Genomic DNA, 14980 nt, shown 5'->3' with positions numbered 1-14980 from the left:
ATCGCTAATTTTATAGCAAATATGAAAAATTATAGCGACAAAAAATGGCGCTTAGAAATAATAAAGTTAGAATAAATAATCTCTCTTTCTCAGATTCATTCTGATACCCGTAATAAATCCTACAGAATTATTTGAAATTCCCTTGACCTCTGCTAGAGTGTTTCTATAGAAGATATCGAGGTCCCAGAATACATTGTGAAAGAGACTGTATTGACCACTGAGTGTCCAGATTTGCTGCGCTATTCGCTCGCCTTGAAGCAATTCATTGTTGAACTCATTTGGAATATTAGGTCCATTCGTGTTAGCAAATATATTATTTCCATATAATGAGCCTGCTACATCATACCCTCTTTTATTAAAGTTAACTTTAGCTTCTATTTTCAGTTTAGGAATCGGTTTATAACTCAGTCTTCCGTATAGCTCAAAAAAGTTAGCTCCAAAGGGATGGGCCAATGGTTGATTATAATGCGTAAAATTATCTAAGGTATCAGTAGTCGCGCCATCATAATGCGAGTAGGTATAGGGTCTTACCATATTAAATTCGATTTGACCATCTAAATTTTGAATTTTGAAGATATTCACAAATCGAGACCCAAGTTGAATACCGTATTTATTACCCCACCAACCAGTTCCTTTGACTAGTTGCCCTACTTGTAAATCATCCAATAAAAACTGAGTGTAAAACTGTGTATGATTATTCAGGTTAAATTTACCTTGAATACCTATAAATACATTATCAGCACTACCTAAGGTATGCTCAATGGCATGATAAAACATAAGGGGATTGAGATAATTTAATTCAAAGCCATTACTTCTATTAAAAATGATACCTTCATAGAGACCTAATTCTAGTTTGGTAGATGGTTTGAAAGTCAGCATATGAAATGCGCCATATTTTTTAGGAAGCAATCCATCAGCGCCACGCACATATTGACCTGTAAATTCTGCAAACATCATATGGTAATGAAACTTCCATACATAAGCATTTAATTTTAGCTGGAAATAGGGTGCTCCATTGTCCCCTAGGAATAAAGATCTAAAACCATATCCATAATGATTTCGATCATGGCCTAACATGGCAGAAAAATATCTACCCGGATTGTATTCGACATATCCCAGAGCATTTGTGAAATCATACCCTTGAAAATTATTGATGTCTTTCCAATAGGTATAATAGGGATTGAAATTATAACTATTTTGCCCATTAAATCCCGTACCATATTGATTTATGTATTGAAATGGACGCATTTGATTTTCGGTGATTTGGGCATAAAAGTTTAGTCGACCAGCTATGCTCCCTTGTAGCTCAGCACCTCTAAATGCCTGATAAATAATTTGATCATTATCTTTTTCCTTACCAGCTTTAAGTTCTAAGACAGGATTGATTCTCAATTTTAACATATTATCATATACTGCAGCAAATGCAGCATCATTGGGATAAAAAAAGCCTTCTAACTTTTTTTTAGCCTCAATTGTGTTCTTTATAAAAATACACTTATCGTACAATTCATTATTTAAGTAAGGAATTAAAAATGGGTCTTTAAAGTTAGAATCCTTCTCAAACTGAGAATATACCAAAGAAGCTATATCTCTTCTATTATAAGGCCTGGCATTCGTGAACAAATTTTCTTGAGGGTATATAATGGAGTAGCGATCATATAATTCTTCTAGCTCATTATTATTGGTGGTAAAACCATCTTGAGCGTGCGCAATGTTTCCAAGAATACAAGAAACGATGAAAATTAAAATCTTAAAACTTGACTGTTTCATAAAGTCGAAAACTAATAAGCCACAAAATAAGGATTTAAAACATTTTCTTTGTTATAATCTAAGGGTGTTCCGTCTTCATACTTTACCAGATGCCTACCTGCCTCTTCTAGTATTATTTGCGCAGCAGCTGTGTCCCATTCTGAGGTTGGTTTCATACGGATATTCATATCGACGATACCATGAGCTATACGGCAAAACTTTAACGAACTCCCCATAGCTAGGGCTTGAATAGTATAATCCTGTTGTTGTATATAGTCTTCTAATACAAAACCATCGTTGTGTGAGCGCGATAGTATAACTTTAAGATGAGGTTTATTAATATTATGAAAAGATTTATTATCAAATTTCAGTGCAGATTTAGACTGAATTCTTACCTTTTCGTTTCGATAAACAAAATAGCTGCCTTGATTTTTTATAGCGAAATAGAGTTCCTTGAAGACAGGCGCATATATTAAGCCTAATATAGGTTTACCTTCTTCTACTAATGCTATATTGACCGTAAATTCTCTGCGCTTATGAATAAATTCTTTTGTGCCATCCAGAGGATCAATAATCCATAATTGTTTCCAGTTTTTTCTTATTTCATAAGAGATATCATCATTCTCCTCACTTAATATAGGAATGGTATATTTTGAAAACAGATAATCGGTGATAATTTTATTTGCATTCTTGTCTGCAAGAGTTAGTGGGGAACCATCTCCTTTCGTTATGATGTCAAAAGGCTGATTATAGATATCCATAATAGCCTGTCCAGCTTGGATAGCTATGTCTATCAACCTATCTATATCAATGCTTTCTATGGGCGTAATAGATGAATACATGATGCTAGACTTTCTTTCCAATGTGGTATTGTAATATTAAAATGACGCTTGATTTTAGATTTATCCATCACGCTGAAACTCGGTCTTACTGCGGGTGTGGGATAATCAGTGGTCGGAATAGGATTTACTTGACATTTTAAGCTGCTCATTTGCATAATTTCATAGGCAAAATCATACCAGCTCGCTACCCCTTCATTAGAATAGTGGTAGATATTGTTCTTATGATTTGGGAAATTTTCCAATTGACTTAAAATGATCATGGCTAAATCAGCACTATAAGTCGGACTGCCAATCTGGTCTGCAACTACATTGAGTGATTCTCTTTCTGAGCCTAATCGTATCATGGTTTTAACGAAATTATTCCCGAAACTACTATATAGCCAGGCAGTTCGAATAATAGTGTAGTCGCATCCAGAATTTTGAATAGCTAGCTCACCTTTCAATTTGCTTAGTCCATAAATGGATAGTGGATTGGTTTTATCATCTTCCGTGTAGGGATTAGATTTTTTACCATCAAAAACAAAGTCTGTAGAAATATGAATGAAATAAGAGTTTTCGTTGCGACAATGATTCGCTAAATTTTCTACTCCTTTTTCATTGATTTTAAATGCGCTTTCTTGGTCACTTTCCGCTTTATCTACTGCAGTATAAGCTGCACAGTTGATGGTATAATTTGGTTCAAAATTTTTAAAAACAGACTCGATGGATTTATTGTCTGAAATATCGAGGTCATTTTGTGAAGTAAATAGAAATTGATGGTTGGAATATTTACTTTGAATTTGTTTTAACACACTTGCTAATTGTCCATTACTTCCAATTACCAAAATCCTAGACATATATAAAGTCGTTTAAGCAGTTTGTCAAATTAGGAAGTTTTTCATCTTTTTCTGATAGTAGTATGTCTTTAGCGTCCATTTGCCAATCTATTCCTATTCCCGGATCATTCCAGATAATGCCGCCTTCGGAAGGTTTATGGTAGAAATTATCACATTTATATGTAAAAATAGTATTGTCTTCTAAAACTAAAAATCCATGCGCAAATCCTCGAGGGACAAACATCTGTTTACCATTTTCCTCACTAAGTATAGCTCCAAAATATTTTCCATAAGTAGGAGACCCTTTTCTAATATCAACCGCCACATCGTATACAGAGCCTCTGATGACACGCACTAGTTTAGCCTGAGCATGCTCCCCCATTTGATAATGCAACCCACGCAAAACTCCTTTAGAGGACTGCGACTGATTATCTTGTACAAAGGTTGTATGAATACCGACTTGTTTTATCGTATTTTGATTGTATGACTCAAAAAAAGAGCCTCGAGCATCACTGAATACATTTGGTCGAAATAGAATAACATCTCCAATACTTGTCGGGAAAACTTCCATTATAAAAATTGGTTATTTTTTAGCTGCTTAGATTGAATTAACTTGTCCAAAAATATTGATTTCTGTACAGTATCGAATAATTTTATTTGATGAGGAAGATGTATGTCAGAGCACACGTAGGAATAGTAGCCAAGGTCTATCAGCTTTGTTGCGGCTTTTTCAGCCTCAGTGCCAAATAATCCAGCTAGAGAGAATAAGTTTAACTGAAATTCTACACCCCAGTTTAGCATAGACTCATAAATATCAATATAATTTTTTTCAGCTGTTATATATCTATAGCGCTCAGGGTGTGCTAGTATTGGTCTGTAGCCCAACTTTAATAGCTGATAGATATAGTCTCTTACAAACGGGAAGTCATAGTTCATAGAAGTTTCTACAAGTATATAATTGTTGCCTATCGTTAAGAAATCGTTCGCTACGAGTTTTTCTTCAAACTTTTCATCTAATAGATATTCTGCTGCCAATCCAAGGTCTAAGTTTAAATTCGTAATTTCGTGTTTTGAGATAAATTCTCCAAATTTCAATAGCAAGTCCTCTTTTGTATTCGTATATCGTTCACCCATAATGTGTGGACTCGCTATAAACTTGGAGTATCCCAAATTTTTCATTTTTGTTAGAATTTCCACGGATTCTACTATGGTCTTACAGCCATCATCGACTCCAGGAAGCCAGTGTGCATGGAAATCCAGACCAATGTCTTTGAAGTTGATTTGGGGAGTAATTTGTTTTTTTTTGAAAAACATATTACAAAAATAGGGACTAGTATTTTTAGGTATTGGGCTATTTTTCAAATGACTATTCAAAAACGCTCTGGTGGAGATAGGAATATAGGATAATGCGCAATGAACTCTATAAGAATTTTAAATGCTGAGATTGAGACTATTTTTGCTATCTAATGTGCTATTTTTCAGATAAAAAGAATAAATAAACGGATAATATGTACCAAAAATAATCAAAAAAACGGTAAATAAGATATTATAATGAATAAAAAAGAAGATAGTAAGTATTTACATTGACAAAAATAGTGTATCTTTGTAATCTAATTTTGAGTTATGTATGGAAGAAAAGCATTTGAACAACTAGAGGAACACCTAGATAATAAGCTTATTACAGTTATAACTGGGCTGCGACGTGTTGGCAAATCTACAGCTCTGAAGCATTTATATAAGTCATATAAGTCAAACAATAAAATCTATCTTGATTTAGAGCGCTTGGAAAATAGAGCTATATTTCAATTGGATAATTATAGTCATATCGAAAATGCACTGGAGGCGATGGGGTTTGATTTCAAGAAACCTGGATTAATGGCTTTGGATGAAATTCAGACAGTTAGAAATATGCCGAGTATAGTCAAGAGTATATACGATACCTATGGAACTAAATTTGTGGTAACTGGATCGAGCGCCTTCTACCTACGCAATCATTTCGATGAGAGTCTTGCGGGCAGAAAGAAAATTTTCAATATGTATCCTTTAGATTTTGAAGAATTTCTTGAATTTAAAGAGGTTAAAAAGCCAAATTTCAAAAAATTTAGATTGGCTACATTTAACAAGACTTTTTATGATCTTTATCAAAGTTATTATCAAGAATATTTGACCTACGGTGGATTTCCAGAAGTAGTTTTAGCCAAGAAAGAGGCAGACAAGAAAGATTATCTACGCGATATTTTAAACTCACATATCGAGTTAGATATCCGACTATTAGGAGATATTAGTGCTTCCGATACATTATACAAGCTTATACTACTACTCTCGCAGCGTGTAGGTTCTAAACTTGATATTTCAAAAATCTCAGTCATCTTAGGAGAAAATAGAAAGAAAATCACAGATTATATACTGTTGCTCGAAGGTACATTCCTTATTCGCATGGTTAAGCCATTTACCAGTGGTAAAGACAAAGAAATCACCAAGCAGCCCAAGCTATATTTTACGGATAATGGTCTTCTCAATATTTGCGCTCAAGTAAGTATGGGGGCTCGATTTGAAAATGCAATTTGCAATCAGCTAGCCTGCCAAGGCGATGTCAATTATTATGAACGCACTACAGGCACAGAAATAGATTTTATCTGGAATAGAAAGATAGCTGTCGAGGTCAAGCAAACCCCAGTACCACAAGATTATTCTCAACTGCGAGTGCGTGCAGACAAGGTAGGATTGAATGATGTCCTTCTAGTAGGCGAAGGTGTAGCCCCAAAAAATTTTAACAATTATGTATGGGGAGGCAGCATTTTCACAAGTGATAGTTTATAATACCAATCTTTCGTATTCTGAAGACTAGTTTTTTACCATATTAGTTAGATTTTCAGTCTAATAGTCGGTTTTGTTTAAAATTAATACCTTGAATTTCAATTTTTATACTATATTTGCACCCTCAAAATAAAAAAGTAACATAAAATACATATAAATGCCTACTATTCAGCAATTAGTAAGAAAAGGAAGAGAAGTATTAGAGGTGAAATCTAAGTCTAGAGCCCTTGATTCCTGCCCACAGAAGCGTGGCGTATGTACGAAAGTATATACGACAACACCTAAAAAACCGAATTCAGCACTTAGAAAAGTAGCTAAGGTAAGGTTAACAAATAGTATTGAGGTGATTGCCTATATCCCGGGAGAAGGACATAATCTTCAGGAGCACTCCATTGTACTAATTAGAGGCGGCAGGGTAAAGGATTTACCTGGTGTGAGATACCATATCGTAAGAGGAGCGTTGGATACAGCTGGAGTCAATAACAGAAAGCAATCTCGCTCAAAGTACGGTACAAAAAGACCTAAGTGATAACTAGCTGACAGTAGTCAGTGGTTAGTAAAGACAAGGCATTCCTTGTCTCATATTTTTAACCAAAGTAAGTCGTGGCGAACCAGTTCACGGTATAACTGAAAAAAAACTCAAGAAATGAGAAAAAGTAAACCAAAAAAAAGGTATTTGCAACCTGACCCTGTCTTTAACGACGAAATGGTATCGCTATTTGTAAATAATTTGATGTATGATGGTAAAAAGTCCATCGCTTACAAAATCTTTTATGACGCCATTGCTCAAATCGATGCGAAATCAGAAGAAGGTACGAATGGCTACGAAACTTGGAAAAAAGCTTTATCAAATGTAAGCCCAAGTGTAGAGGTAAAGTCTAAGAGAATTGGTGGTTCAAACTTCCAAATACCAATGGAGGTCAGACCAGCAAGAAAAATTTCTTTAGGCATGAAGTGGTTGATTTTATTCTCTAGAAAGAGAAATGGAAAATCAATGGCTGATAAACTAGCCCAGGAAACCATAGCTGCAGCCAAGGGTGAAGGTGCTGCATATAAGAAAAGAGAAGATGTACACAGAATGGCAGAGGCTAACAAAGCATTTGCTCACTTCCGTTAATAATTAATTTTTAATTCTAAATTTTTAATTCTGAATAGAGGGTTACGCACTGTAAAACTATTCAAAATTTAAAATTTAAAACTCATAATTTAGAAAAAATGTCTAGAGACTTAAAATTCACAAGAAATATTGGTATAGCTGCCCACATCGATGCTGGAAAGACTACGACTACTGAGCGTATCTTATTCTATACTGGAAAAACACATAAAATAGGGGAAGTACACGAAGGTGCTGCTACTATGGACTGGATGGAGCAAGAACAAGAAAGAGGTATCACCATTACATCGGCTGCCACTACTTGTACTTGGAATTTTCCTACCAACCAAGGAGCTTTGACTGATGCTTCACAGCCTTATCATTTCAATATTATCGATACTCCAGGTCACGTGGACTTCACTGTTGAGGTAAATCGTTCATTGAGAGTATTAGATGGTCTAGTATTCCTTTTCTCAGCTGTTGATGGTGTAGAACCTCAGTCTGAGACTAACTGGCGACTAGCTGATAATTACAAAGTACCTAGAATGGGCTTCGTAAATAAAATGGATAGACAAGGAGCAGATTTCTTAAACGTGTGTAAGCAAGTTAAAGAAATGTTGGGGTCGAAAGCTGTTCCATTGGTATTGCCTATCGGTGCAGAAGATCACTTTAAAGGTGTGGTTGATTTGATTAAAAATCAAGCTATTGTATGGCATGATGATACTCAAGGTGCTACTTTTGATATCGTTCCGATTCCAGATGATATGAAGGAGCAGGTAGCTGAGTATAGGGCATTTCTTATCGAAGCTGTTTCAGAGTATGATGAGAATTTGATGGAAAAATTCTTTGATAATCCTGACACGATTACTGAAGATGAAATACATAATGCTTTGCGCAGAGCGGCTATTGATATTGCTATTATCCCTATGCTTTGTGGTTCTTCATTCAAGAACAAGGGTGTACAATTCATGCTAGATGCTGTTTGTAGATATATGCCTTCTCCAGTAGACAAGGAAGGAATCAAAGGCACCAATCCTAAAACTGATGAGGAAATCATAAGAAAACCTTCTGTGTCTGAACCATTTGCTGCTTTAGCATTTAAAATTGCTACCGATCCTTTCGTAGGAAGATTGGCATTCTTTAGAGCATATTCCGGAAGACTAGATGCAGGTTCTTATGTATTAAACACAAGAAGTGATAGCAAAGAGCGTATTTCTCGTATTTATCAAATGCACGCTAATAAGCAAAACGCTATCGAGTTTATTGAGGCAGGAGATATTGGAGCAGCTGTAGGATTTAAGGATATCAAAACTGGTGATACCCTTTGCGATGAGAAAAATCCAATCATCCTTGAGTCTATGGTTTTCCCTGAGCCGGTAATCGGTTTGGCTATTGAACCTAAGTCACAAAAAGACCTAGAGAAAATGGGCATGGCTTTAGCTAAATTATCTGAAGAAGATCCGACTTTTAGAGCTCGTTATGACGATGAAACAGGTCAAACGGTTATCTCTGGTATGGGTGAACTTCACTTAGAAATTATCATTGATAGAATGAGACGTGAGTTTAAAGTAGAATTGAACCAAGGTGCTCCACAAGTGAACTATAAAGAGGCGTTGAATACAACAGTATCTCATAGAGAGAAATTGAAGAAGCAAACGGGTGGTTCGGGTTTATTCGCCGATATGGAGTTTGAATTGGGTCCAGCAGATGAGGATTTCTTGAATAGCGATGATTTCAAATCAGGAAAAACGAAACTTCAATTCAAATGGGATATAGTAGGAGGTGCTATCGATAGAAACTACCAAAAACCTATCATCGAAGGATTTAATCAAATGATGGGCAATGGGGTTTTAGCAGGCTACTCTATCGATTCTATGAAGGTAAGAGTATATGACGGTTCTATGCACGCAGTTGACTCCAAACCTATCGCGTTTGAACTTTGTGCAAAAGATGGTTTTAGAGAAGCGGCTCCTAAATGTAATCCTGTGATTCTAGAGCCTATCATGAAGCTAGAAGTTATTACTCCTGAAGAATATGTAGGTGGTGTTATCGGTGACTTGAATAGAAGAAGAGGATTGCCTAAAGGTCAAGAAACGAAATTGACAGGTACCGTAATCAAGGCGGAAGTGCCACTTTCTGAAATGTTCGGTTATGTGACGCAGCTTCGTACCATTACTTCTGGTAGAGCAAGTTCCACTATGGAGTTCTCGCATTATTCTCAAGTACCTAATAACGTAGCCAAAGAAATTATGGAGACTGCCAAGGGTAAAAAAGGAAACTCTTAGAATAAGAGCAATACAATTTTTAATTTGATTTCTATGCCTCTCATTTTTATGGGAGGCATTTTTTCTTAGTCGAATACAAATTAAGCTATTAAATCAAGAATTCATAGCCTTTACACTGAAAAGAGTATTAAATTGTCATTAACAAGTGGTATTATTTGATATTTTTTTTAATAATTTTATACCTATTTTTGTAAGGAAATTTAAAATTAGCCAATTATGAAGAATTCAAAATTAACTTACTCAAATTACTATGGAATGATACGAGTCTTATCCATTCTATTTGTTTCTTTAATTCAAATTACTGGGGCAAACGCATCCCATCTCATGGGAGGTGATTTAACATATAGAGAAATAGATACCAGTATAGGCAGATATAGATTTACCCTAACCTTATATAGAGATTGCTCAGGGATACAGTTTGGTGGTGAGACATTAAAAGTGAGAACTGCTACAGTAAATACTAGCATTCCTTTGAGCACGATAGCTGCAGTATCAGAGGTGACTCCTATTTGTCTGCCTCCTGATGTGGCTTCGAAACCAGTTACAAATTGCCCTAGTGGTCCAGTAGGTTCGTATAGAGGTGTTGAACGCTGGGTATATACTGCTGATTACACCCTGGGGAAAAACGTAGGCTGGGCGTATGTCGGCTACGGGGCTTGCTGTAGAAATACCCTTATCAGTACTATATTATCTCCTAGCTCTTCAGGCCTTTGGATACAGGCTGTTATTAATACGAATTACAGAAATAACTCACCAGTATTTGTAGCACCTCCCATTCCGCAGTGGTGTAAACTGATGGTGAATAACTATAATCATGGAGCTGTAGATAGTTTTGATCCAAAATTTATTACCCTAGCTAATGGGGTTAGTACTATGCGTGATTCTATGAGCTATAGATTGTATGCACCATTTACTGGGGAAGCAGCGAATGCCAATTCTGCTGTAAACCTAGGCAATCCTTCCGTGACATTTGTAGGTTCTCTGAATCAGAATAATTTTGTATTTACCACCAGTGGTGTCAATTTTGATCCTCAAACGGGAAGTGTCTCTTGTATACCTTCTATGGAGCAGGATGCTATCATGGCTATGGCTGTGCAGGAGTGGCGAGCTATCCCTAATGGTAATGGATACACAAGAGTATTGGTAGGATATGTTTGCCGTGAAGTCCAGTTTGCTATTAGAAACACATGCCCACCGATTAGTATTCTTGGAGCAATTCCAGATTCTACTAGAAATGCAGTGTTTACCTCTTCGTCAACATTAACTACAGAAGTCGGTCGAAAAAATATAAATATTAGTGTTAAGTTTATTGGTGCAGCCAATAATTCGCTTTTCTCGAGAGTTCACCTTATGCCATCGAACGCCTTATTTCAAAAAGTACAATACTCTCAGGTAAAGACTTCAGGCGGAGGGGTAGATACTATTGTTGGGAGTATAAAGATTGATTCTGTGCTTAGAGCAGGAGAAGATCAATTTGTACTTGAATTATATCATTGTGCTGCAAATGGAACAAAACAAAGTCAGTTTTACAATGTAAAAATACAGTCTAGAAATGGTTCATGTGCCAGTGTAGGAGATACACCTATTTTTTCTAATCTCAATATTCGCAGAGTAACGATATCTGGAGGACTAGATAATTTAAATAATGAGACTCCATGCAATTCGCATTTAGGCACACAAGGAACAGGTACAGGAATAGCTGGCAGATATTCTAATTTTATAACTTCTACCGTTCCTAAGACCAAACTCATCAAAAGTTCTACCTTTAATTTGGAAATTAAAGATACAGCTTGTATGACAGGAATTCACTATTATACGAAGGTGGCATTTATAGATTGGAATAAAAATAATGACTTTACAGATGCAGGTGAGCGCTATAATATCAGTGCATCGCCATTTAATACACCAACAGAAAATATTAATATTACGATTCCATCCAATACACCATTAGGATTAACTAAAATGCGAATCGTGACTAGAATGGATACCCCATCTTCTAATCTTATACCTTGTGGACCTAGTTTAAACTCTAGTATGAATCAAGGCGAAACCGAAGATTATGAAATTGAAATTATAGAAAATTTTGGAGATTGTAAGATTTATAAACAAGTGAATTATACCAAAATTGGGAAGAAATTTCACTTTGTTTCCTCTGGTCCAGCCAATGTAATTGCTCCATATACAGTGCGCTATAATTGGACATTTAGCAATGGATCCACCAGTACAGTCAAAAATCCAATTCTCGATTCTTTGCCACATGGCAAATTGCATTGGGCAAAATTAGTAGTCTGTGTCGACAGCGGCACTAAGACCATTTGCTGCGATAGTAGTCGAATAGATTCAATTGATAATTGTTTGATGAATTCTTTTATAACAAGAAATCTAGATACGTTAAAAGCAAATCCTATTGGTGGAATCCCCCCTTATAGCTATTTGTGGAGTAATGGTGGTGCAGGTAAAACTATAATTACTAACGCTACAGGTACTTATTTTTCTTTTGTAACAGATAGTATAGGCTGTATTGCACAATCCAGCTTCAATGTTCAAGGTATATCTACATTATGCACAAATTACAAAAACTTTAATTGGTTAAACATAGGAGGAAACCAATATAATTTCTTCAATGTTCCTAATATTCCTTCGGGATTAAATCCGACCTACTCATGGAATTTTGGTAATGGTCAGACCAGCACACAAGCGCAACCGACAGTCACTCTAAATGCAAGTAGTACCTATCAAGTAAAGCTAGTTTATTGTTTGCGCGATACTAGCATGAACATCATTTGCTGTGATAGTATAGTTAAAATGGTTGTGACTCCAAATCCTAATTCTGGTATACCATGCAATATTACCCCTAATTTTTCATGGACATCACTGAATGATGGTACTATAAATTTTCAAGACTCTACGCATCCCAATATAGGTCAGATGTACACCTATCATTGGACTTTTGGTGATGGAACTACCTCCACACAAAAAAATCCTACTAAAGTTTATAGCACGAATGGAAATAAGTTAGTTTGTCTTAGAATTCGCAGATGGCTAAATGGGAATAATTTGCATTGTGAAGATACTGTTTGTAAAACTATCAATGTAACTAATGTAGTCCCATGCAATCGATTGACGCCTAAATTTAGTTTTCAAAGTTTAGGAATGGGACAATATAGTTTCCAAAATCAAACCAACATGTCTAATTTTACGCTAGTAAGTGCCTCCTACCAAATTTTCCCTACAGGTACTACCTATAGCACACCAAATGCGACCCATACTTTTACGACGATTGGTACTTATAATGTTGTATTCACCATAACTGCTTTTGATGTTTTAAGTGGTATGAATTGTACCCGATCTACGTCTATGACTCTTTTTGTCAATCCAAGCCTATGTGGCTGCTTCAAAGCCTTTAACAATACCACTGTTTTCAATAGGGTTGCCAACTTCACCAATACCTCTGTATGTGTAGATACCAATACGAAGTATTTGTATAAATTCGGTAATGGTGATACATCTTCAAACCCAAATCCTACATATACCTACCCACTGCCAGGACTATACAGAACAGTGATGTACATCAGTCGAACGAAAAACGGAAATACCTGCATAGATTCGTTTGTTCGAATATTGCAAGTTACATCCAATCACCCTTGTAAAGATTCAGGTTATGCAGTTTATTTTAATTACAACTGTCCACCATTTATAAATCCAGTTTGTGGTTGTGATTCCATCACCTATTCTAATTATTGTGAGGCAGGTAAAAAAGGAGTTAAACTATATACGAATGGCCCATGTAAAAACGATACAAGTTTCGTCAAAATTTGTGGATATGTGATAAATGATATCAATCGAAACTGCTCACATGATACTACGGACATTGGAATTAATAATATTGCCATTAGGATTAACACGACACCTCCAAGCTACGCTTATACAAACTCTAGTGGCTATTACCAGATTTATTTACGTAAAGGTACCTATACACTTACTCAGCAATTAGGATTTACAAATCCTGCCATTGCTCAACTCTGCCCGTCTTCAAATGCATCTATCACAGTTAATGCAACTACTGGAGGGATGACTTATTGTAATAATAATTTTTATGATACGACGAATACTTGTCCAGACCTAAGTGTCAGTATAGGTCGATTTACCAATATAACACCTGGGTTTTGGAGTAGAAAAATCATTTCATACAGAAACAGAGGAGCTACTACGATTCCTGGAGTGGTGTTAAAGTATAGATTCTTATCTTCTTTAACCGTAAGGTCATTCACTACACCTACATACTCGGTTTCTGGAAATATACTAACATGGAATTTAGGTAGTCTTCCTCCATATTCAAATGGAAGTAAAATAGCAGAGTTTGATGTGCCAGTGAGCCTCCCATTGGGTACTACGGTAATAGATAGTGTATGGATTGAGCCTGTTTCAGGTGATTGTAATACGGCTAATAATCATGCAATTTTTCATGATACCTGCGTAGGTAGCTGGGATCCTAATGACAAAGCTGCAACACCAGCTAATAATATCGATACAGGAGTTAAGGTCATAGACTATCATATTCGTTTTCAAAATACGGGTACAGCCCCTGCTCATAATGTGCGTATAGAAGACAAAATAGATAATAATTTTGAAAAGGCTAGTTTAAAAGTATTGGATTATTCACATAAAATGAATCACTATTTTGATGATAATGGGAAGTTGTATTTCGAATTTCCTAATATCATGCTGCCAGATAGTGGAACAGACTATGAGGCCAGTCAAGGTTTTGTTACCTATACGATTCACTTGAAAAAAGGCTTAGCAGTCGGAACCAAATTGATGAATACTGCAGAGATTTATTTTGATTTTAATGAGCCAGTTATTACAAATACTACTGTGAATACGATTACATTGAAATCAAGTGGATCACTTAATCTATATGAGAAAGGAATGAAAGTTATTCTCTATCCAAATCCTACTAAGAATGTTGCCCATTTGAAAATAGACCTCGATAGACAAAGCAGTATTTCATATTCACTGTTTGATATACACGGCAGAACAGTTCTTAATGAAAAACGGATTGAAAGACATCAAGGTCAGTATTCCGATGAGTTGAATCTTGAATACTTACCAAGTGGAGTATATATTCTAAATTTAAAAGTAAATGACAGGGAAACCTCGATCAAGTTGTTTAAAGAATAAGACTATCAGATATTACTCATTTTAATTAAAGCTAATGTTACTTCGGCAAGTATAGTTGCTTAGAATACCTTCGAAGTTGATTTTTGTCATTAGTCATAAAAAATTATTTTACATTTTTTCAAAGAGGTTGCCTAAATTTGGCAGCCTCTTTTTATGTTTTTGGTTATAAAAAAATACAGTTATCAAATACTCTTATTT

Annotated in this window: 10 protein-coding genes; 5 read left to right on the top strand and 5 right to left on the bottom strand. The window is 35.6% G+C overall.

What is annotated here, in order from left to right; genetic code table 11:
* Positions 1 to 66: 66 nt before the first annotated feature.
* From JNL75_00835 to JNL75_00815, 5 genes are read right to left on the bottom strand one after another with little or no spacing between them, the layout of a single operon-like run.
* Complete coding sequence (locus tag JNL75_00835) at positions 67 to 1770, bottom strand: hypothetical protein (GenBank protein MBL7788359.1); 1704 nt, start codon at positions 1768 to 1770, stop codon at positions 67 to 69.
* Between the two features lie 11 nt (positions 1771 to 1781).
* Positions 1782 to 2591, bottom strand: coding sequence for a 3'(2'),5'-bisphosphate nucleotidase CysQ (gene cysQ, locus JNL75_00830; protein MBL7788358.1), 810 nt, complete (start codon positions 2589 to 2591; stop codon positions 1782 to 1784).
* Positions 2567 to 3427, bottom strand: coding sequence for a dTDP-4-dehydrorhamnose reductase (rfbD, locus tag JNL75_00825; GenBank protein MBL7788357.1), 861 nt, complete (start codon positions 3425 to 3427; stop codon positions 2567 to 2569). The genes cysQ and rfbD overlap by 25 nt, the downstream gene beginning before the upstream one ends.
* The gene (rfbC, locus tag JNL75_00820; protein MBL7788356.1) at positions 3420 to 3977 is read right to left on the bottom strand and encodes a dTDP-4-dehydrorhamnose 3,5-epimerase; all 558 of its coding nucleotides are present in this window, start codon (positions 3975 to 3977) and stop codon (positions 3420 to 3422) included. Before rfbC ends, rfbD begins: the two co-directional genes overlap by 8 nt.
* A complete protein-coding gene (locus JNL75_00815) occupies positions 3977 to 4720 on the bottom strand; it encodes a hypothetical protein (GenBank protein MBL7788355.1) in 744 nt (247 codons plus the stop codon). The genes rfbC and JNL75_00815 overlap by 1 nt, the downstream gene beginning before the upstream one ends.
* 309 nt (positions 4721 to 5029) lie before the next feature.
* Here JNL75_00815 and JNL75_00810 point away from each other — a divergent pair, with 309 nt between their 5' ends.
* The 5 genes from JNL75_00810 (at position 5030) to JNL75_00790 (ending at position 14782) form a co-directional block, all read left to right on the top strand.
* Entirely contained in the window at positions 5030 to 6226 is a 1197-nt protein-coding gene (locus JNL75_00810; GenBank protein MBL7788354.1) for an ATP-binding protein, read from the top strand.
* Between the two features lie 154 nt (positions 6227 to 6380).
* The gene (locus JNL75_00805; GenBank protein MBL7788353.1) at positions 6381 to 6752 is read left to right on the top strand and encodes a 30S ribosomal protein S12; all 372 of its coding nucleotides are present in this window, start codon (positions 6381 to 6383) and stop codon (positions 6750 to 6752) included.
* Between the two features lie 117 nt (positions 6753 to 6869).
* A complete protein-coding gene (rpsG, locus tag JNL75_00800; protein MBL7788352.1) occupies positions 6870 to 7340 on the top strand; it encodes a 30S ribosomal protein S7 in 471 nt (156 codons plus the stop codon).
* 98 nt (positions 7341 to 7438) lie between these two features.
* On the top strand, positions 7439 to 9601 hold the full coding sequence (gene fusA / locus JNL75_00795; GenBank protein MBL7788351.1) for an elongation factor G: 2163 nt from the start codon (positions 7439 to 7441) through the stop codon (positions 9599 to 9601).
* A 216-nt stretch (positions 9602 to 9817) separates the two neighbouring features.
* On the top strand, positions 9818 to 14782 hold the full coding sequence (locus tag JNL75_00790; GenBank protein MBL7788350.1) for a T9SS type A sorting domain-containing protein: 4965 nt from the start codon (positions 9818 to 9820) through the stop codon (positions 14780 to 14782).
* Positions 14783 to 14980: the final 198 nt, after the last annotated feature.

The sequence above is a fragment of the Chitinophagales bacterium genome (genome assembly GCA_016787225.1).
Taxonomy (GTDB): domain Bacteria; phylum Bacteroidota; class Bacteroidia; order Chitinophagales; family JADJOU01; genus CHPMRC01.
This window is presented reverse-complemented; position numbering and strand designations above follow the sequence as displayed.